This window comes from Rhodanobacter sp. FW106-PBR-R2A-1-15, from assembly GCF_058789735.1.
In genome coordinates, this window is record NZ_JBYTEM010000020.1 from 1 (window position 1) to 18,685 (window position 18,685).

Sequence of the window (18,685 nt, forward strand, 5' to 3'; positions counted from 1 at the left end):
GTGCGCGATGCTCTTCGTCACGTGACGAAAGGCATCGCGCACAGGGTGCGCTCCTACACGTGCGTCGCAATCTGCTAGCTTTAGACGATTTGCATCGACAGGGATTCGCATGTTCGAACGCGTACTGATCGCCAACCGCGGTGAAATTGCCTGCCGGGTGATCCGCACCTGCCGCCGGCTTGGCATCCGCACCATCGCGGTATATTCGGAAGCCGACAAGGATGCGCAGCACGTGCGACTGGCCGACGAGGCGTGGCCGATCGGCGGCCCTCTGCCGACCGAGTCCTACCTGCGCATCGACGCGATCCTCGACGCTGCGAAGAACAGCGGCGCCCAGGCCATCCACCCCGGCTACGGCTTCCTGTCCGAGAACACCGCCTTCTCACGCGCCTGCCGGGACGCCGGCATCGTGTTCATCGGCCCCGCTCCGGAGAGCATCGAGGCGATGGGCTCCAAGGCCGCCGCCAAGCACCTGATGGCGAAGCACGCCGTGCCGCTGGTGCCCGGCTACGACGGCGACGAGCAGGACAACGCGTACCTTGCCGAACAGGCGCACGCCATCGGCTATCCGCTGATCATCAAGCCCTCGGCCGGCGGCGGCGGCAAGGGCATGCAGATCGTCCGCTCGGATGCCGAGTTCGCCGAGGCGCTGGCCACCGCGCAGCGCGTGGCGCTGGCCGCGTTCGGCGACGCCAGCATGCTGCTGGAGCGTTATGTCGAGCAGCCGCGCCACATCGAGTTCCAGGTGTTCGGTGACCGCCACGGCCATGTGATCCACCTCAACGAGCGCGAGTGCTCGGCCCAGCGCCGCTATCAGAAGGTGCTGGAGGAAACCCCCTCGCCGTTCCTCGACGACACGCGCCGCCAGGCGATGGGTGCGGCTGCCGTGGCCGCCGCGAAAGCAGTGGATTACGTCGGCGCCGGCACGGTGGAGTTCATCGTGGCGCAGGACGGCACGTTCTTCTTCATGGAGATGAACACGCGCCTGCAGGTCGAGCACCCGGTCACCGAGCTGACCCTGGGCCTGGACCTGGTCGAATGGCAGCTGCGCGTGGCGAACGGCGAAGCGCTGCCGCTCACGCAGGATGAAGTGGCCTCGCACGGCCACGCCATCGAGGTGCGCATCTACGCCGAGGACCCCGACCAGAACTTCCTGCCCGGCTCCGGCAAGCTGCACACGCTGCGCCTGCCCGCGCCGTCGGCCCACGTGCGCCTCGACGGCGGCGTGGTCGAGGGCGATACGGTGACGATCTTCTACGACCCGATGATCGCCAAGTTGATCGTGTTCGACGCGGACCGGCCGCAGGCCCTGCAACGGCTGCGCGAAGCGCTGGCGGCGTGCGAGATCACCGGCCCGAAATCGAACATCGGCTTCCTCGAACGGCTGGCGCGGCACCCGGCCGTGGTCGAGGGGCGCATCGACACTGGCTACCTGGATCGCCACCTCGACGAATTCCTGGTCGGCGATGCGGCACCGACCGCTGGCGTACTGTTCGCGGCCGCGACGGCGGTGTTGCTGCGCGACGAGTCGCACCTGGCCACCGCCGCCTCCGACCCGCATTCACCCTGGGCCAGCGCCGACGCCTGGCGCATCAGCCATGCTGGCAAGCGCATCGTGGCGCTGACCTGGCGCGAGCAGCGCTTCGAGATCGAGGCGCGTGGCCACGCCGGCGATTACCAGCTGCACCAAGGCGAAACCGGCTGCAACGTGCGCGGCGCGCGCCTGCTCGATGACCATCTCAGCGCCCGCTTCGACGGCGAATCGCGCCGCGTGCCGTTGCGCGCTGACGCCGCCCACGTGCTGCTGCACGACGCCCACGGCCAGCGCTACAGCTTCGCCCGCGCCGCCGCATTCGCGTGGGCGTCCAGCGACGACGCCGGCGGCAACCAGGTGATCGCGCCGATGCCCGGCCGCATCGTGCTGGTGAAGGCGAAAGCCGGCGACACGGTCGAGCAAGGCCAGGAGCTGCTGGTGATGGAAGCGATGAAGATGGAACTGGCCTTGAAGGCGCCTCGCGCCGGCACCATCGAGAGCGTGAATGCCACACAGGGCGAGTTTGTCGAAGCCGACGCGGTGCTGGTGCGTTTCGCCGATCGAGCTTCTTGAGCCCCTCTCCCCTCGGGAGAGGGGTTGGGGTGAGGGTCCGGGCAGGCAGGATGGTTCACCTCGACCCCGCACCCTCATCCGCCCCTTCGGGGCACCTTCTCCCGGAGGGAGAAGGACATTACGTCCTTCGGAGCTTTTTCATGAACGCTTCCAACCACGTCCGCATCGTCGAAGTCGGCGCCCGCGACGGCCTGCAGAACGAGAAGACCATGCTGCCGGCCGAGGTGAAGATCGCGCTGATCGACCGGCTCTCCTCCACCGGTCTGAAGACCATCGAGGCGACCAGCTTCGTCAGCCCGAAGTGGGTGCCGCAGCTCGCCGACGCAGCCGAAGTGTTCGCCGGCATCCGCAAGCTGCCGGGGGTGAGCTACCCGGTGCTGGTGCCGAACCTGCAGGGCTACCAGCGCGCGCGCGAAGCCGGCGCCACGCATGTCGCCGTGTTCACCGCCGCGTCCGAAGCGTTCAACCGCCGGAACATCAACGCCTCGATCGACGAGTCGATCGAGCGCTTCATCCCGGTGATGGAACAGGCCCAGGCCGACGAGGTGAAGGTGCGCGGCTACGTCTCCACCGTGCTCGGCTGCCCCTACCAGGGCGCGGTGCCGGTGGCCGACGTGGTGCGCGTGGCGCGGCGCATGTACGAGCTGGGCTGCGACGAGATCTCGCTGGGCGACACCATCGGCGTAGGCACTCCGGCGAAGGCGCGCGCGATGCTGCACGCGGTGGCGCAGGAGGTGCCGATCCATGCGCTCGCCGTGCACTTCCACGACACCTACGGCCAGGCGCTGGCGAACATCCTGGCCTGCCTGGAGGAAGGCGTGCGCGTGGTCGACAGCGCCGTCTCCGGCACCGGCGGCTGCCCGTACGCAAAGGGCGCCACCGGCAACGTAGCCAGCGAGGACGTGGTCTACATGCTGTACGGCCTGGGGCTGGAAACCGGCATCGACCTCGACCTGCTCATCGCCACCGGCGCCTGGCTCGCCGCGCAGCTGCACAAGGAAACCGCCAGCCGGGTCACCCGCGCGCGCACGGCCGCCGGCTGAGCCGCCCGTGCTCCCCGCGCGACTCGTTATGATCGAAACCTCGATCGACGAGGGGCAGGACACGATGCGCGCAAACCCGACGATCCGGCGAACGACGACACTCCTGCTGCTCCTGCTGTGCACCGTGCTCGCACCCGTGGCGGCGGGCGGCACCACACCCAAGGGCGACTGGCTGCTGCTGCCCGAGCGCGTGTGGACCGGCGACGGTGATGCCGCGCACAGCGGCTGGGCGGTGCTGGTGCACGATGGCGCGATCGCGGCGGTGGGTCCCGCTGCATCGATCCAGGCGCCCGCCGATGCGCAGCGCATCGAACTGCCCGGCGCCACGCTCACGCCCGGCCTGATCGACCTGCACTCGCACCTGTTCCTGCATCCGTACAACGAGACGTTGTGGAACGACCAGGTGCTCACCGAGCCGCAGGACTACCGCACGCTGGAAGCCGCCGCGCACGCGAAGGCCACCCTGCTCGCCGGCTTCACCACCCTGCGCGATCTCGGCACTGAGGGTGCCGGCTACGCCGACGTGTCGGTGAAACGCGCGATCGACGAAGGCCTAATCCCCGGTCCGCGGTTGTTCGTGGCCACCCGCGCGATCGTGGCCACCGCCAGCTACGGCCCCGGCCCGCGCGGCTTCCGCCCGGATCTCGAACTACCCGGCGGCGCGCAGGAAGTCAGCGGCGTCGACCAGGCGATGGCCGCGGTGCGCGAGCAGGCCGCGCGCGGCGCCGACTGGATCAAGCTCTACGGCGACTACCGCGTCGGCCCCGACGGCGCCACCGCGCCCACCTTTACCCCCGCCGAGCTGAAGGCGCTGGTCGACACCGCGCACCAGCTCGGCCGTCCGGTCGCCGTGCACGCAGCCAGCGACGTCGGCGTGCGCATGGCGGCGGAAGCCGGTGCGGACAGCATCGAGCACGGCTACGGCGCCAGCGAGGCGACCTTCAAGCTGCTCAAGCAGAAGGCCATTGCCTACGAGCCCACGCTCACTGCGGTCGCGTCTACCGAGCAGTACTTCCACCACTACGTGCCCGGCCGCGACCCACCCACCCCACGCATGCAGGAGGCCGCCCGCGCGTTCCGCACCGCGCTGAAGCTGGGCGTGACCATCGGCAACGGCAGCGACGTGGGTGTGTTCACGCATGGCGAGAACTGGCGCGAACCAGCCGCAATGGTCGCTGACGGCATGACGCCCGCGCAGGCGCTGCACGCCGCTACCGACGTGGCGGCGAAGATCCTGCGCCAGCAGGCCGCGTTCGGCCGCATCGCGCCCGGCCTGCGCGCCGACCTCGCCGCCTTCGCGGGCGACCCGGACGCGCAGATCGACGCCCTGAAAAAACCGGTGTTCGTGATGAAGGACGGCAGCGTCTACCGCCACCCCTGACCGCAAGCCCGGCGCGTACCGCTCAGTCGAGCGCGAGGCGCAGGAACGGCGAGGGCTCGCGCTCCACGAATTCGCGGCGTACGTGCGCCAGCAGCTCGCGCTGGCTGCCGAACGGCAGCAGCGCGGCGGCCTCATCCAGGGTGACCCAGCGGAACGCCGAGTGCTCGCCGTTGAGGCGCACCTGCACTCCCTCGGACACGCGCGCCACGAAGGCAGGCACGATTTCGATGGCGTCCGCTGCAGCGAGATAGACCTGCTCGCAGAAGCTGGTGGCCCAGAAGCTTTGCGGCACCAGCGCGGTTTCCTCGCGCAATTCACGCAACGCGGCCTGCCAGCCCGTCTCGCCCGCCTCGACATGGCCGGCGAGGTAACTCCACGCACCGTCGAGATAGGCGCCGGCGCGCCGCGCCACCAGCATCTGCGTCGCCACGCCCGAGCCGCGCAACGCCACCACGGACACCATGCTGCTGCGCACCGGCAGGCCGCGTCCGACGCTCATGCGGATGCCAGCAGCTCGCGGCTGGCCGCCGCGCTCGGCCGTGCCGCCACGCGCGCGAACCACGGGCCGATGCTCGGCAGCGTGCGGTCGAAGGGCTGGTTCACGCCGGCGCCGAAATCCAGCCACACGTAAAGCCAGATATCCGCCGCGCTGAAGCGCTCGCCGCACAGCCACGGCCCGGCGCCGAACAGGCCATCGAGCCAGGCCAGGCGATCCTGCGCGATGCGCTTCAGGCCTGCCGCTGCCTCGGGCGCCACCGGGATGCGCGGCGCGAAGCGCGACAGACCCTCGGCGTAGTGGAAGGCGTTGTGGATGAACTCGGTGACGTTGAGCTCCACCCGCCGCCACCATTGGCGGGTCAGTGCGCGCTGTTCCGGCGTTGCGCCGACCAGCGCCGGCGCGGGGTGCAGCTCCTCCAGGTATTCGGCGATCGCCACCGCCTCGGCCAGCGTCGAGCCGTCGTCCAGCCGCAGCGCCGGTGTCTGCCCGGCCGGGTTGATCGCAAGATAAGCGGGCTCGCGGTTCTCGCCGCGCATCACGTCCACCGTCACGGCCGGCAGGCGCAGGCCTTTCTCCAGCAGGAACATGCGCAGGCAACGCGGCGCGGGGCTTATGGCATCGTAGACCAGCACGGCACGACTCCCGGGCGGCACCAACTCGGTGCACACTACACCCTCTCCTTTCCCCGCACCCCGCTTCCATGGCCAACGACTACCTGATCCGCCGGATCGAGCCTTCCGACAACGCGGCCATCGCCGCGATCATCCGCACCGTGATGCCCGAGTTCGGCGCCGACGGCCCCGGCTTCGCGATCCACGACGCCGAGGTGGACACGATGTGCGAGGCCTACGCACAGCCACGCAGCAGCTATTTCGTGGTCGAGCGCGACGGGGCGGTGATCGGCGGCGGCGGCGTGGCGCCGCTGCAGAATGCCGAAGCGGACGTGTGCGAGCTGCGCAAGATGTATTTCCTGCCCGCCGCGCGCGGCATCGGCGCGGGTGCGGCGATGATGCAGCGTTGCCTCGACGCGGCGCGCACGCACGGCTTCCAGCGCTGCTACCTGGAAACGCTGACCGGCATGGACGCGGCGCAGGCGCTGTACAAGCGCAGCGGTTTCACGCCGTTGTGCGCACCGCTGGGCGGCACCGGACACTTCAGCTGCGACCGCTTCTTCATCCGCGAGCTGTGACCGTGATGACCGCCATCCGCACCGCCCGCGACGAAGACGCCGCAGCCATCCACGCCATCTACGCCCCTTCGGTCAGCGCCGGCACGGCCACCTTCGAGACCGAACTGCCCGGCGTGGACGCCATGCGCGAACGCCTGCGCGCTCGCCTCAAGCACTACCCGTGGCTAGTGTGGGAAGAGGCCAGCGAGGTGCTGGCCTATGCCTATGCCGGACGCTTCCGCGAGCGCGCCGCCTACGACTGGATCGCCGAGACCTCGATCTACGTGCGCGCCGACGCGCAGCGTCGCGGCATCGCACGCCAACTGTACGGCGCGCTGCTGGACGTGATGCGGCAGCAGGGCATCACCCAGGCCGTCGGCGTGATCACCCTGCCCGGTGCGGCCAGCGTGGCGATGCATGAGGCGATGGGCTTCCAGCCCGCCGGCGTGTGGCGCCAGTGCGGCTACAAGCTGGGGCAGTGGTGGGACGTGGGGGTGTGGCAGAAGGAACTGCAGCCGGCGGCGAATCCGCCCGCAGCCGTCATCCCGTTCCCCCGGCTGCCGCCAGCGCAGTTGCAATCACTGCTGGAACGCCAACACTGAATTCCCAACGCGCGTAGGGCGGGCACGGCCCGCCGCTTTGTCCTCACGATGCCGAAGAAGCCAAAGCTGGCGGGCAGTGCCCGCCCTACAACTGTGCGATGCCATAAAAAAAACGTGCCCGCGGTGGCGGGCACGTCTTCATGCGTCGCAGTCGAACCGGCTTACTGGTTGAGCAGCAGGTCGACGATCACGCCGGTGGCGATCGCCACCAGCAGGTAGTCGCCGCTATCGCTGCGTACCCAGCGATAGCCGCGCGGCGGTTCGCGCAGGTCGGCGTCGCGCCAGTCGTACACCACGTAGCGGGTGCTGCGGTATTCCTCCGGCAGGTAGCCGCCGCGCTTGTACCAGCCCTCGTGGCGGCCACGGTCGTGCCAGTTCTTGTAATGGCCGTAGGCATGGCCGCGGCCACGCCCGTGACCCGGTCCCTGGTCGTCGTCATCGTCGTAGCGCACGTAGCGACCGCCATCCTGATCATGGCCGCGACCGCGATCGCCATCATCCTGCTCATACCCGTCATTGTCGTGACCATGGCCACGACCGTGGCCGTGACCCTGCGCCAGCACGGAGCCGCTGGCCAGCATCAGCATCGCACCGCACACGACGGACAGACCTAGCAGCTTCTTCATGTGTCGATCTCCACTTCTATGGACCATGGGGCCGCCCGCATCGTACCGGCAATCACCCCGGCACTGCTGTGCGGCCCGGCACAAAGCTTGCCCCGGCCAGCCCAACCCGGCATGAACCGCCCGGACCCGGTCGGATTCGCGTTCAGCCTGCAGCAACCGGGGCCGCTCGGCTACCATTGGCGGCTTTCAGCATCCATTTCGGGGGAATTCCTAATGCAGCTCGATCAGGTCAAGGCGATCATCACCGGCGGCGCCTCCGGTCTCGGCCACGCGGTGGCGCAGCACTTCGTCGCCCACGGCGGCAAGGTCGCGCTGTTCGACGTCAACGACGACAAGGGCCAGGCCGCCGCGAAGGAGCTGGGCGGCGCCGCGCGCTTCTTCCGCACCGACGTCACCTCCGAGGACGGCGTGGCCACCAACGTGGCCGCCGCGCACCACGCGATGGGCGGCCTCAACGTGGTGATGAACTGCGCCGGCATCCTCGGCGCCGGCCGCGTGCTGGGCAAGGAGGGCCCGATGGCGCTGTCCACCTTCGCCACCACCGTGATGGTGAACCTGGTTGGCAGCTTCAACGTGGCCAAGGCCGGCGCGGCGCTGATGCAGAACAACGAGGCCGGTGAGGACGGCGAGCGCGGCGTGATCGTCAACACCGCCAGCGTGGCCGCGTATGAAGGCCAGATCGGCCAGGCGGCGTACTCCGCCTCCAAGGGCGGCGTGGTTGGCATGACCCTGCCAATGGCGCGCGAGCTGGCCCGCTTCGGCATCCGCGTGGCGACCATCGCACCGGGCATCTTCTGGACTCCCATGATGGACGGCATGCCCGAGTCCGTGCAGCAGTCGCTGTCCGCCTCGATCCCGTTCCCCTCGCGCCTCGGCAAGCCGCAGGAGTTCGCGCAGACCGTCGCCTTCATCCTCGGCAACCGCTACATCAACGGCGAGACCATTCGCCTCGATGGCGCGGTGCGGTTGGCTGCCAAATAGCCGGGATTCGGGATTCGAGATTCGGGATTCGTACAATCCGCATCGCGCAAGCCCTGACGCCCCGGCTCCAGAACGAATCCCGAATCCCCAATCCCGAATCCCGGAAAAAAAATGAAAGCTTCCGACGTCAAGAAAGGCAACGTGGTCGAACACGACGGTACCGTCTACCAGGTGCGCGACATCGAGCGCAGCGCGCCCACTGCGCGCGGCGGCAACGTCACCTTCCGCTTCACCATGTATTCGATCCCCGGCGGGCGCAAGTACGACCTCAGCCTGCGCGCCGACGACGATCTGCGCGAGATGGACCTGGTGCGCCGCGCGGCGAACTTCTCCTACATGGATGGCGAGGCCTTCGTGTTCATGGACGCCGAGGATTACACCCAGTACCCACTGTCGCCGGAACTGGTGGGCGACAACGCCGGCTACATCGTCGAGAGCGTCGAGGGCTACTACGTGCAGCTGATCGACGACGCCCCGGTGGGCCTGCAGGTGCCCACCAGCGTGGTGCTCACCGTGGTCGACACCGCGCCGGAGATGAAGGGCGCCAGCGCCACCAAGCGCACCAAGCCGGCCAAGCTCGACACCGGCATCGAGATCCAGGTGCCTGAGTACATCAGCAACGACGAGAAGGTGTGGGTGAACACGCTGACCGGCGAGTTCGCGGGTAGAGCCTGACGCGTTTGCGACAGTCCAGTGGACTGTCGCGCGTCAGGCTCCGGTGAGGCATGGATGCCGGGCGGACAGCGCCGCAAGGACGCCTGCTCGCCCTCCCCTGTTGCGCTGACACACAGAACGCGAGCGTGAGGCCTGCGGCACCTGGTTTTGCCATACTCGTCCCTCACCTCGCTGCTCATCACGCCTGATGCCCTCCAGCGCCTATTCGCTCCGCGCCCACGCGCTCGAAAGCCTGACCGCCATCAAGCGGCCGGACGTACCGTGGCGGGTGGTGCTGCGCAATACCGCGGCGGTGGTGCTGCCGCTGGGTGTGGGCATGGCCACCGGCCACCCGCAGATCGGCCTGGGCGTGGCCGCCGGCGCGCTGGACACGATGTTCTCCGACCAGCACGGGCCCTATCGCCAGCGCATGCAGCAATTGCTGCTGGCCTCGCTGGCCGCCGGCCTCGCCGCGCTGGTGGGTTTCCTGATCGGCGGCCAGTTGCTGCCGATCCTGCTGGCTACGGCGGCCTGCGGCTTCTTCGGCGGCCTGCTGGTGGTGTTCGGCACCGACACCGCGCGGGTCGGCATGACCAGCATGATCCTGCTGGTGATCACCGCCTCGACGCCGGCCTCGCTCGAGCATGCGCTCGGCGGCGCCGCGCTGATCTTCGCCGGCGGCCTGCTGCTGATGGTGTTCTCGCTGGCGGCGTGGCCGCTGCAGCGTTACTGGCCGGAGCGCATGGCGCTGGCCAACGTATACGCGGGGCTGGCGGAACTGGCCCGGCAGCCATCGCACGACGAGGCCGACGTGCCGGCGCTGACCGAGGCGATGACCACGCTGCAGCAGACCCTGCTCGGCCGCCACCGCGCGCACGGCCGCGCGATGGAGGCGTTCGGCGTGCTGCTGGAGCTGGCCGAGCGGATCCGGTTGGAACTCACCGCGATGAGCGCGCTGCACGCCGAGCCGGGCATCCATGCGCGGTTTCGCGACGACGCCGCACACGTGCTGGCAGCCATCGCCGAGGCGCTGGAACGCGGCGACTCGCCCGAACGCGCGCAGCGCATGCTTGAGGCCCTGCGCGCCAGCGAGCGCATCCTGCTCGACGGCAACGAACGGGCGCCTGGGCTGGCCGCGCACATCCACGCGCTGGCCGGCCAGCTGGCCGCCGCGGTGCGCAACGCCGACTGGGCCGGCAGCCGCGGCGAACTGCGCGCCAACGCGGCCGAAACCCGGCTGCCGCCGTCGCTGCGCAGCAACTCCCCCTGGGCCACCCTGCGCGCCAGCCTCACGCCGCGCTCGGTGGCGTTCCGCCATGCCGTGCGCATGGCGGTCTGCCTCACTGCCGCCCTGTGGCTCTCGCGCCAGCTGCAGCTGCCGCACGGCTACTGGCTGCCGATGACTGCGGCGATCGTGCTGCGCCCGGACTTCGCCGCCACCTTCAACTTCGGCCTGCTGCGCGTGCTCGGCACCGTGCTCGGGTTGGTGCTGACCACCGTGCTGCTGCACGTCACGCCGGACGAACCGTGGGCGCACCTGGCGCTGATGGCGCTGCTGTGCATGGCGTTCCGCTACCTGGCCAGCGCGCACTACGGCATTGCGGTGGCGGCGCTGACCGGCACCGTGGTGATCCTGCTCTCGTTCGACGGCGTGAACCCGGGCCTGGCGGTAACCGACCGCGTGATCAACACGGCGCTGGGCTGCGGCATGGCCCTGCTCGCCTACGTGGCCTGGCCGACCTGGGAGCGTGGCCGCGCGCGCGCCGCACTGGCCGACATGCTGGACGCCTACGCCAGCTATCTGCACGCCCTGGCAAAGCCCGGGCAAACCGCCCTCCACAACGACACGCGCAGCGCGGCACGCACCGCGCGCACCAACGCGCAAGCCTCGATCGACCGCATGCGCACCGAGCCGGCCACGCCGCCGGAACTGCTGGCCCTGGCGCGCGCGCTGTTCGCCAACGGCAACCGCCTGGCGCGCAGCGCAATGTCCCTGGAAGCCACCCTCGACGATCTCGCCACACTGGCCGAACCGGCCGGCGTCGCACGCTTCGTCGAACAGGCGGCCGGCAACCTGCGCGCGATCGCCGCCGCCCTGCGCGAACAGCACCCGACCGGCCCGCTGCGCGACCTGCGCGCGCTGCAGCGCCGGCTGGTCGGTGCGATGCAGGAAGGTGATGCCCCTGCGGCCGCCGAGCTGCTGGCACGCATCAGCGACCGCCTGGTGGACAACGTCGACACGCTGGCCTACGTGACGAACCGCAGCCGGCCGGACGTTCCCGTCCGGTAGGGCGGGCACCGCCCGCCGCTGTTTGCTTCAAGGGCCGGCGGGCAGTGCCCGCCCTACCAAGCGCGACGCCACCGCACGGAGGTTTTACACTGCGCGAATGCTGAAGATCGACACCCACGCGCACATCCTGCCCCGCGACTGGCCGAATCTGGCGGCAAAGTTCGGCGATGACCGCTTCCCGGTGATGACGCATACCGACGGGCGCCACCGCATCTACAAGGACAGCCGCTTCTTCCGCGAAGTGTGGGATTCGGCGTTCGATCCACAGACGCGCATCGACGACTACGCCCGCTTCGGCGTCGACGTGCAGGTGATCTCCACCGTGCCGGTGCTGTTCTCGTACTGGGCGCCGGGCCACCAGGCGCTGGAACTTCATCGCCACCTGAACGAGCACATGGCCGGCATCTGCCGCGACTTTCCGCGCCACTACGCCGGCATCGGCACCGTGCCGCTGCAGGCGCCGCAGCTGGCCGTGCGCGAGCTGGAACGCTGCATCGACGAGCTGGGCCTGCAGGGCGTGCAGATCGGCTCGCATTGCGGCGACTGGAACCTGGATGCGCCGGAGCTGTTCCCGTTCTTCGAGGCCGCCGCCGATCTCGGCGCCGCCGTGCTGGTGCATCCGTGGGACATGATGGGCATGGCCAGCATGCCGAAGTACTGGATGCCGTGGCTGGTCGGCATGCCCGCCGAGCAGTCGCGCGCCGCCTGCTGCCTGGCCTTCGGCAGCGTGCTGGAGCGGCTGCCGAAGCTACGCGTGATGCTGGCCCACGGCGGCGGCAGCTTCCCCTACACCATCGGCCGCATCGAGCACGGCTTCAAGATGCGCCCCGACCTGGTCGCTACCGACAACCCACGCAACCCGCGCGAGTACCTCCAGCGTTTCTACTTCGACTCCTGCGTGCACGACGACCGGGCGCTACGCTATCTGCTGGATGTGACGGGCGCCCGCCAGGTGATGCTCGGCACCGACTATCCTTTCCCGCTGGGGGAACAGCAACCCGGCAGCGGCATCGAGGCGCTGGGCCTGGACGAGGCCGACCGCGCGCGGCTGTTCCACGGCACGGCGCTGGAATGGCTGGGCCTGCCCCGCCACCGCTTCGCTCCCGATCCCATCACGAAGGAACCCGCATGAGCCTTCTGCGCAGCACCATCCTCGCGATCGTCTTCGCCACTGCCCTGCTGGCCGGTGGTGCGCGCGCCGCCGACGTCAGCATGGCCGACGGCAGCGTCCACTTCAGCACGCCGGGCAACTGGCTCGACATCATGGAAACCCAGGGTGACCCCGAAGCCCGCGTGTTCCAGGTGCCCGACCCCTCGCCCACCGGCAAGAACAGCCTCGCCCGCGTCACCGTCACGGTGAAGCAGGTGGCCGACCTCAACGGCTTCAACCAGTACCGCAGCGAAGCCACCGCCAAAGCCATGGCGCTGCCCGGCTACAAAGCCAACGAAGTGCCGCCAGGCCCGAACAGCAACGTCTACACCGCGCAGGAAAACGCCGCCGCCTTCAGCTACACCGAGCACTACTGGTTCAAGAACGGCCACGCGATCCAGCTGCGCTGCATGCGCCCCAGCCAGACGCAGGCCGGTGCCGACTGGAAGGCCGCCTTCGACAAGGGTTGCGACGCGATCGCCGCACAGTTGAAATAATCAACTGCCTTGCTCCCTCCCCTGCCCCGCAGGGGAGGGTTGGGCGACCGAAGGGAGTCCTTTAGGTGTGGGGTAGCTCTTGATCTTCCCGCACGCCCGGACAACCCCCTCCCAACCTCCCCCTGCGACCGAAGGAAGTCCCTTTGGGACGTGCAAGGGGAGGAGCCGCTCTCAGAGACTGAACGATGTCCGCAAGTTTCGAAGCCACCCTCGACTGGGCCAACGCCCGCGATGCCGCCGACCCGCTGCGTGCATTCCGCGACGAGTTCCTGATCCCGCCGCACGAAGGCCGCGACAGTGCGTACTTCTGCGGCAATTCGCTCGGCCTGCAGCCGCGCGCGGTACGCGAAGCCGTCAACGCGGAGCTGGACTACTGGGGTGAACTGGGCGTGGAAGGCCACTTCAAGGGCCGCCTGCCGTGGATGGATTACCACGAGTTCGTCCGCGACGACCTCGCCGCCATCGTCGGTGCGCAGCCCACCGAGGTGGTGACGATGAACACCCTGGGCGTGAACCTGCACCTGATGATGGTGAGCTTCTACCGCCCCCGCGCCGAGCGTCCAGCGATCCTGATCGAGGCCGGCGCGTTCCCCACCGACCGCTACGCGGTGGAATCGCAGATCCGCTTCCACGGCTTCGACCCCGCCACCACGCTGATCGAGCTGCAGAGCGACGAACCGAACGGCACCACCTCGCTCGCCGCCATCGAACGCGCGCTAGCCGAACATGGCTCGCGCATCGCGCTGGTGCTGCTGCCCGGTGTGCAGTACCGCACCGGCCAGGCCTTCGACCTCGAGGCGATCACCGCACTCGGCCACAAGCACGGCTGCACCGTCGGTTTCGACCTCGCCCACGCCGTCGGCAACCTGCCGCTGCAACTGCACGACAGCGGCGCCGACTTCGCCATCTGGTGCAGCTACAAATACTTGAACAGCGGCCCCGGCGCGGTCGGCGGCGCCTTCGTGCACGAACGCCACGCCCAAGCCGTGCTGCCGCGCTTCGCCGGCTGGTGGGGCCACGACAAGGCCACCCGCTTCCAGATGGGCCCAGAGTTCCGCCCGACCCCAGGCGCCGACGGCTGGCAACTGTCCAACCCGCCGATCCTCGCGCTGGCGCCGCTGCGCGTGTCGCTGCAGATCTTCCGCCGCGCAGGCATGAGCGCACTGCGCGAGAAGTCGCTGCAACTCACCGGCTACCTGGAATGGCTGGTGCAGACGCAGCTAGCCGACGTGCTGCAGGTACTGACCCCCGCCGAACCGCAGCGCCGCGGCGCCCAGCTCTCCATCCGCGTGACCGGCGGCCGCGAGCGCGGCCGTGCCCTGTTCGAATACCTGATGGACCACGGCATCATCGGCGACTGGCGCGAGCCGGATGTGATCCGCATCTCGCCCGCGCCCCTGTACAACCGGTTCGCGGATTGTCTGGCGTTTGCGGAGACGGTACGGGCCTGGGGTCGCGGCGACTGATTCGGGTCCTGTAGAGGCTCGTTGAGCTGGCTCTTTACGCCGGCTCCCCTCGGCTCGAGTCCGCACTCCGCATGACGCGGCAGCGATGGGGTCAGCGAGCCGAAAACTCGCCAGGGTCCTTTCGAGTCAATGTCTGGAACGCCTGCATGATCTGCTCCGGCGTAAATCCGCAATGGCCTTCGCCGACCGGCGGCAATACCGTCGGCGCACGGCCATGCGCGGCCTGCACCATGGCCGGATATACCGGCTGGTAGCGCGCGGGAATGAGGGGATCGTCGTTGTCGTACTGCAGGACCAATGGCTTGCGGATCTTGCCGCTGAGCGAGGTTGCTGCTGCCAGGTAACGCACCGCTTGTGGGTCGCCCGCGTAGCGGTGCACACCGCGATTGAACGCCGCATCGTCACCGAAGCCGGCATAAATCGTCGCGCGATTGTCAACCGGCAGGCCTTTCGCACGCGCGACCATTTGGTGCAGGACCAGGTAATGCACGCCGATGGTGCCGGCCAGGCGTTCGCGCGATACCTGCGCGTGCCTGGCAAGGAGCCGTGCGGCGTCTTCATTGGTCTTCAGCGCGGCATCCACCGCGTGCATCACCTCCATCTGGCCCAGCGTCGGCCCGGCAGGATCGGCAAGGCCGCCCTGCGGCAATCCGGCTGTGCGGGGAAAAAAGTAGTCGAACGCCACGAGAGAGGTCAGCACATCGTCGAACACGCGCGTGCCGGGCACGTTGGCGCCGCACAGGGACAACGCGCCGTCGTAGTACTTGCCGTGGTGCTCCAGACTCGCCAGCGCGACGTAGCCGCCCATCGAGAAACCGACGAGGTAAGTGCGCCTGGGCTTGCCGTACTTGTGTCCGAACCACGCACGCAGCCGCTCGTTGTCGCGCAGCGCGTCATCCACCGCCCACCCTTGCGAGGCAAAGCTGCTCTGCGCCACCGCGTACCCGGCCGCGAGAAACAGCGGAGCTTCATCGCCCAGCGGTTTCGGCATGGTGCGCGGCGTGCCGATCGGCTCGAAGCCGTGCAGTTGCATGACCAGTTCGCCGTTCCAGTTCGCGGGGATATCCACCCGGTACGGCGCGCCTTCCAGAACGCCGGTGTCCACCGTGGGAGTGGACTCCGCTTTACGTTCGGGGGCGGCATCGCGCGCGTGCGCCATCCCCAGACTCAGAGCGACCACCATCAAGAGGACGACTGCACCATTGGGTTTCCGGATCATCTGGAGCAACTCCTTAGCTTTGGGAAGGAAACAGAGGTCAGGCCAATCTTCAACGATGCCCCGGAACAAGCCATATATCAGCGGTGGTGCGGAGCATACCGCCGCTGGCTCACCGCCCGGCGAACACCACCGCCGGTTGCAGCTTCACCACCGGGCGCACGCTGATCAGCGCGGCCACCACGCTCACCACGACCACGCCCAGCAACCCCGCCAGCGGGGTGAACCACAGCATGCGGAACGGGAAGCCCAGCCGCACCACGACCTCGCCGGCGATGCCGCACAACCCCAGGCCCATGCCGGTGCCCAGCAAGGCGCACATCGCGGTCTGCGCCAGCACCATCGCGGTCAACATTCCCGACGGCGTGCCCAGTGCCTTGAGCACGGCGTACTGGCTCTGGTGCTCGTAGGTGAACATGTAGAGCATGATGCCGGTGACGCCGAAGCCCATGGTCATCGCCAGCATGAGCATCGCCGCGATGTCGCCGACGTCCTCGGAGTTGACCAGGAACCAGCGCACCGTGTCGGACTTGAAATCCGCCGTGGTGCGTGCGCGCAGGCCTGTGCGCTGCTCGATGCGCCTGGCCACCTCGGGCGGCGAGGCGCCCGCCACGGTCCGCGCCATCACGAAGGTCAGCGTATGCGGTTCCACCGGCAGGATGAGCAACGCGTTGGACAGCGTGGTGTAGAGCAGCGGCCGCGGTGGGAAACGCGGCAGGGTCGAGGACTGGCCCAGCACGCGCACCAGGTGCTCGTTGACCAGCAGCTCGTCGCCGCTGCGCAACTCGCGCGTCGGCGCATCCAGGTGCGCGCCGTCGTGCGGCCACTGGTCCTGCGGCAGCGCCGGCGTCTCCAGCTTGCCGCTGGTGCCGCCGGCGTCGACGATCACCGCAGCGCGCGCGCGCAGCTCGTCGGGATTCCGTCCGGGCACCACCGGCGCGCCGGCCAGCGAGGCGTCGTCCACGCCGATCACCTGGAAGGTCTGGAACTGTCCGTTTGCGAAACGCACATCCGCGTTGCCCAGCGCCAGCGGCACCGCGCGGCTGACGCCGTCGACGCTGCGCACCCGGTCCAGCGCGGAGGCCGGCATGTTGATGGTCTGCTCCACCGACTGGACCGCCGGGTCCATCACCCACACGTCGGTGGCGCCGTTCTCGGAGATCAGCGCGAAGCCGTTGGTCATGAAGCCGCAGAAATACGAGGCGGCGAAGGTGACCAGGAAGGAGGTAAAGGCGATCCCGAACAGCAACCCCACGAACTTCGCGCGATCCGCCGCCAGCATCTTCAGCGCGATGCGGAACATCAGCGCTGTCCGCCCGCCGGCTGGCCCGGCGCGGGCGGCACCTCGATGAAGGCATCCATCTGCTGCCCGAGGTACACCGGCAGCGTGCCGCGCTCGAAGCTGTAGATCACCTGCAGCACGCGGACGTCGGTGCGCTCCGTGCTCAGTCCGGTCAGCGACGTCTTGGGAGTGACGTACGGCTCGATGTACTCGAAGTGCAGCGGGATGGACAGGCGCGGATTGCCGCGCACGAACGCGCGTGCCTGCGTGTGCGGACGGACGCGCCACGCGTCGTTCTCGTCGATGTCCACGCGCAGGTACATGCGCTGGTCGTCGCCGATCAGCACCAGCGGCTTGGCCACCTCACCCGCCGGCGCGAACTCGCCCACCCGCACGTTGACCTGCAGGATGCGTCCAGCGATGGGGGCATGAGCCACCGCGCGGGCGATATCGACCTCGATCTGCCGCTCGGTCGCCGCAGCCGTCTCCACCGCAGAGGCGGCCGCCTCCATGTCGTCCCTGGCATTGGTCAGCGCCTCGACGCTGAGGGCAGACTTGTCGAGGCGCTGCAGATTCGTGAGGTAATCCAGCCGGTGTGCGGGCTTCGCCAGTGCCGCCCGGGCCAGCCGGACATTGGCCTTGGCCACGCCCAGGCGCGCCTGCAGGTCGCGGTCGTCGATGCTGAAGAGCGGAGCGCCGGCCTCGACCTCGTCGCCCGGTCGCACGTCGATCGCGCTGACCACCCCGGGCACGGCGGTGCCGACCGACACGTTGCCCAGGCCGGTTTCGGTGATGCCGGTGCCGACCACATAGTCGGCGAAGGACACCTGCTCCATCGGCGCCGCCGAGGTCGTCACCACGGCCGAATCGCCGGAGCGGAACACCACCGCCACCGCGATGATGGCGCCGGCCAGCGCCAGGCCGGCCAGCAGGTAGATCCGCTTCTCGAATGGCGCCATCACGACTGCTCCCCCTGCCGCCCGCCCTCGCTGATCTCGATGATCCGCCCGTCCTCCATGCGCGCCATGCGATCGGCGTAGTCGAAGGTCCGGTTGTCGTGCGTGACCACGATCAGCGCCCGGTCGGACGCACGGGCCACGCCGCGCAGGATGTCCATCATCTCGTGTCCCGTCTTCGCATCCAGGTTGCTGGTCGGTTCGTCGCACACCACCAGTTTCGGATCGTGCACCAGCGCACGCCCGATGGCGACGCGCTGCTGCTGTCCGCCGCTGAGCTTGCGCGGCAGCGCATCGGCGCGCGCCCCCAGCCCGACTTCCTCGAGCACGGACCTGGCACGCTGCTCGGCCACCTCCCGCGCCACGCCGGATATCAGCAACGGCACCGACACGTTCTCCACCGCCGTGAGCGCGGGCAGCAGGTTGAAGGCCTGGAAGACGAAACCGATGCTCTCGCCGCGAAAGTGCGTGCGCTCCGCCTCCGTCATGCGGCCGATGTCGCGGCCCAGCACCTCGCAGCTGCCGTCATCCCGGTCGAGGATCGTGGTGATGATCGAGATCAGCGTGGTCTTGCCGCAACCCGACGGCCCCACCAGCATCAGCAGCTCCCCGCTGCGCACATCGAGATCCACGCCGCGCAGCGCATCCACGCGCTCGTCGCCCGAGCCATAGTGCTTGGTCAGGCCGCGGCAGCGCACGGCAGGTTCCTGGTCTGCGCCTGTCATCGATGGCCGCTGCCTTCAGGAGTATCAAGGCCCGATTGTAGC

18 protein-coding genes are annotated in these 18,685 nt (G+C 69.0%); 11 read left to right on the forward strand and 7 right to left on the reverse strand.

The features are described from left to right. The first annotated feature begins 109 nt into the window (after nt 1–109). From AC3WTD_RS11305 to AC3WTD_RS11315, 3 genes are all read left to right on the forward strand, one after another. Nucleotides 110–2,107 carry an acetyl/propionyl/methylcrotonyl-CoA carboxylase subunit alpha gene (locus AC3WTD_RS11305; protein WP_492613850.1) on the forward strand — a complete coding sequence of 666 codons (1,998 nt, stop codon included), beginning with the start codon at nt 110–112 and terminating at the stop codon, nt 2,105–2,107. Between the two features lie 140 nt (nt 2,108–2,247). Further along, nucleotides 2,248–3,150, forward strand: coding sequence for a hydroxymethylglutaryl-CoA lyase (locus tag AC3WTD_RS11310; RefSeq protein ID WP_027492742.1), 903 nt, complete (start codon nt 2,248–2,250; stop codon nt 3,148–3,150). A 64-nt stretch (nt 3,151–3,214) separates the two neighbouring features. Beyond that, entirely contained in the window at nt 3,215–4,531 is a 1,317-nt protein-coding gene (locus AC3WTD_RS11315; RefSeq protein ID WP_492613890.1) for a metal-dependent hydrolase family protein, read from the forward strand. 22 nt (nt 4,532–4,553) lie between these two features. On the opposite strand, the gene AC3WTD_RS11320 is transcribed toward AC3WTD_RS11315, so the two are convergent. After that, nucleotides 4,554–5,030, reverse strand: coding sequence for an NUDIX hydrolase (locus AC3WTD_RS11320; RefSeq protein WP_492613851.1), 477 nt, complete (start codon nt 5,028–5,030; stop codon nt 4,554–4,556). Then, nucleotides 5,027–5,698, reverse strand: a complete 672-nt coding sequence (locus AC3WTD_RS11325) for a glutathione S-transferase family protein (RefSeq protein ID WP_492613852.1) — start codon at nt 5,696–5,698, stop codon at nt 5,027–5,029. Before AC3WTD_RS11325 ends, AC3WTD_RS11320 begins: the two co-directional genes overlap by 4 nt. A 32-nt stretch (nt 5,699–5,730) precedes the next feature. Between AC3WTD_RS11325 and AC3WTD_RS11330 the strand changes: the two genes are divergently transcribed. Next, complete coding sequence (locus tag AC3WTD_RS11330; protein WP_027492745.1) at nt 5,731–6,219, forward strand: GNAT family N-acetyltransferase; 489 nt, start codon at nt 5,731–5,733, stop codon at nt 6,217–6,219. Nucleotides 6,220–6,224: 5 nt separating this feature from the next. Next, nucleotides 6,225–6,800 carry a GNAT family N-acetyltransferase gene (locus AC3WTD_RS11335; RefSeq protein WP_492613853.1) on the forward strand — a complete coding sequence of 192 codons (576 nt, stop codon included), beginning with the start codon at nt 6,225–6,227 and terminating at the stop codon, nt 6,798–6,800. A 161-nt stretch (nt 6,801–6,961) separates the two neighbouring features. Here AC3WTD_RS11335 and AC3WTD_RS11340 read toward each other — a convergent pair whose 3' ends face one another. Beyond that, nucleotides 6,962–7,426, reverse strand: coding sequence for an RcnB family protein (locus AC3WTD_RS11340; RefSeq protein ID WP_492613854.1), 465 nt, complete (start codon nt 7,424–7,426; stop codon nt 6,962–6,964). A 213-nt stretch (nt 7,427–7,639) separates the two neighbouring features. Here AC3WTD_RS11340 and AC3WTD_RS11345 point away from each other — a divergent pair, with 213 nt between their 5' ends. The 6 genes from AC3WTD_RS11345 to kynU all read left to right on the forward strand — a co-directional run bounded on the left by AC3WTD_RS11345 (nt 7,640) and on the right by kynU (nt 14,464). Beyond that, entirely contained in the window at nt 7,640–8,407 is a 768-nt protein-coding gene (locus AC3WTD_RS11345; protein WP_027492748.1) for an SDR family NAD(P)-dependent oxidoreductase, read from the forward strand. Between the two features lie 111 nt (nt 8,408–8,518). Then, on the forward strand, nt 8,519–9,082 hold the full coding sequence (gene efpL / locus AC3WTD_RS11350) for an elongation factor P-like protein EfpL (protein WP_027492749.1): 564 nt from the start codon (nt 8,519–8,521) through the stop codon (nt 9,080–9,082). A gap of 187 nt (nt 9,083–9,269) precedes the next feature. Next, the gene (locus AC3WTD_RS11355; RefSeq protein ID WP_027492750.1) at nt 9,270–11,351 is read left to right on the forward strand and encodes an FUSC family protein; all 2,082 of its coding nucleotides are present in this window, start codon (nt 9,270–9,272) and stop codon (nt 11,349–11,351) included. Nucleotides 11,352–11,448: 97 nt separating this feature from the next. Beyond that, nucleotides 11,449–12,483: an amidohydrolase family protein gene (locus AC3WTD_RS11360; RefSeq protein ID WP_492613855.1), complete on the forward strand. Its 1,035-nt coding sequence runs from the start codon at nt 11,449–11,451 to the stop codon at nt 12,481–12,483. Then, nucleotides 12,480–12,998, forward strand: coding sequence for a hypothetical protein (locus AC3WTD_RS11365; protein WP_027492751.1), 519 nt, complete (start codon nt 12,480–12,482; stop codon nt 12,996–12,998). The genes AC3WTD_RS11360 and AC3WTD_RS11365 overlap by 4 nt, the downstream gene beginning before the upstream one ends. A gap of 185 nt (nt 12,999–13,183) precedes the next feature. Further along, nucleotides 13,184–14,464, forward strand: a complete 1,281-nt coding sequence (gene kynU / locus AC3WTD_RS11370) for a kynureninase (RefSeq protein ID WP_492613856.1) — start codon at nt 13,184–13,186, stop codon at nt 14,462–14,464. Between the two features lie 91 nt (nt 14,465–14,555). Here kynU and AC3WTD_RS11375 read toward each other — a convergent pair whose 3' ends face one another. The 4 genes from AC3WTD_RS11375 to AC3WTD_RS11390 all read right to left on the reverse strand — a co-directional run bounded on the left by AC3WTD_RS11375 (nt 14,556) and on the right by AC3WTD_RS11390 (nt 18,616). Next, nucleotides 14,556–15,683 (reverse strand): alpha/beta hydrolase family protein, encoded by a 1,128-nt coding sequence (locus AC3WTD_RS11375; protein ID WP_027492753.1) that lies wholly within the window; start codon nt 15,681–15,683, stop codon nt 14,556–14,558. A 109-nt stretch (nt 15,684–15,792) separates the two neighbouring features. Further along, nucleotides 15,793–16,983, reverse strand: coding sequence for an ABC transporter permease (locus tag AC3WTD_RS11380; RefSeq protein ID WP_492613857.1), 1,191 nt, complete (start codon nt 16,981–16,983; stop codon nt 15,793–15,795). Then, the gene (locus AC3WTD_RS11385) at nt 16,983–17,921 is read right to left on the reverse strand and encodes an efflux RND transporter periplasmic adaptor subunit (RefSeq protein ID WP_492613858.1); all 939 of its coding nucleotides are present in this window, start codon (nt 17,919–17,921) and stop codon (nt 16,983–16,985) included. Before AC3WTD_RS11385 ends, AC3WTD_RS11380 begins: the two co-directional genes overlap by 1 nt. Then, a complete protein-coding gene (locus AC3WTD_RS11390; protein ID WP_027492756.1) occupies nt 17,921–18,616 on the reverse strand; it encodes an ABC transporter ATP-binding protein in 696 nt (231 codons plus the stop codon). Before AC3WTD_RS11390 ends, AC3WTD_RS11385 begins: the two co-directional genes overlap by 1 nt. Nucleotides 18,617–18,685 lie beyond the last annotated feature (69 nt).

Excerpts from the sequence above, each read along its gene's own strand:
- AC3WTD_RS11360 (WP_492613855.1), top strand. The coding sequence starts at position 11,449 with ATGCTGAAGATCGACACCCACGCGCACATCCTGCCCCGCGACTGGCCG.
- AC3WTD_RS11375 (WP_027492753.1), bottom strand. The coding sequence starts at position 15,683 with ATGATCCGGAAACCCAATGGTGCAGTCGTCCTCTTGATGGTGGTCGCT.
- AC3WTD_RS11305 (WP_492613850.1), top strand. The coding sequence starts at position 110 with ATGTTCGAACGCGTACTGATCGCCAACCGCGGTGAAATTGCCTGCCGG.
- AC3WTD_RS11320 (WP_492613851.1), bottom strand. The coding sequence starts at position 5,030 with ATGAGCGTCGGACGCGGCCTGCCGGTGCGCAGCAGCATGGTGTCCGTG.
- efpL (WP_027492749.1), top strand. The coding sequence starts at position 8,519 with ATGAAAGCTTCCGACGTCAAGAAAGGCAACGTGGTCGAACACGACGGT.
- AC3WTD_RS11340 (WP_492613854.1), bottom strand. The coding sequence starts at position 7,426 with ATGAAGAAGCTGCTAGGTCTGTCCGTCGTGTGCGGTGCGATGCTGATG.
- AC3WTD_RS11335 (WP_492613853.1), top strand. The coding sequence starts at position 6,225 with ATGACCGCCATCCGCACCGCCCGCGACGAAGACGCCGCAGCCATCCAC.
- AC3WTD_RS11315 (WP_492613890.1), top strand. The coding sequence starts at position 3,215 with ATGCGCGCAAACCCGACGATCCGGCGAACGACGACACTCCTGCTGCTC.
- AC3WTD_RS11365 (WP_027492751.1), top strand. The coding sequence starts at position 12,480 with ATGAGCCTTCTGCGCAGCACCATCCTCGCGATCGTCTTCGCCACTGCC.
- AC3WTD_RS11380 (WP_492613857.1), bottom strand. The coding sequence starts at position 16,983 with ATGTTCCGCATCGCGCTGAAGATGCTGGCGGCGGATCGCGCGAAGTTC.
- kynU (WP_492613856.1), top strand. The coding sequence starts at position 13,184 with ATGTCCGCAAGTTTCGAAGCCACCCTCGACTGGGCCAACGCCCGCGAT.
- AC3WTD_RS11355 (WP_027492750.1), top strand. The coding sequence starts at position 9,270 with ATGCCCTCCAGCGCCTATTCGCTCCGCGCCCACGCGCTCGAAAGCCTG.
- AC3WTD_RS11345 (WP_027492748.1), top strand. The coding sequence starts at position 7,640 with ATGCAGCTCGATCAGGTCAAGGCGATCATCACCGGCGGCGCCTCCGGT.
- AC3WTD_RS11385 (WP_492613858.1), bottom strand. The coding sequence starts at position 17,921 with ATGGCGCCATTCGAGAAGCGGATCTACCTGCTGGCCGGCCTGGCGCTG.
- AC3WTD_RS11310 (WP_027492742.1), top strand. The coding sequence starts at position 2,248 with ATGAACGCTTCCAACCACGTCCGCATCGTCGAAGTCGGCGCCCGCGAC.
- AC3WTD_RS11330 (WP_027492745.1), top strand. The coding sequence starts at position 5,731 with ATGGCCAACGACTACCTGATCCGCCGGATCGAGCCTTCCGACAACGCG.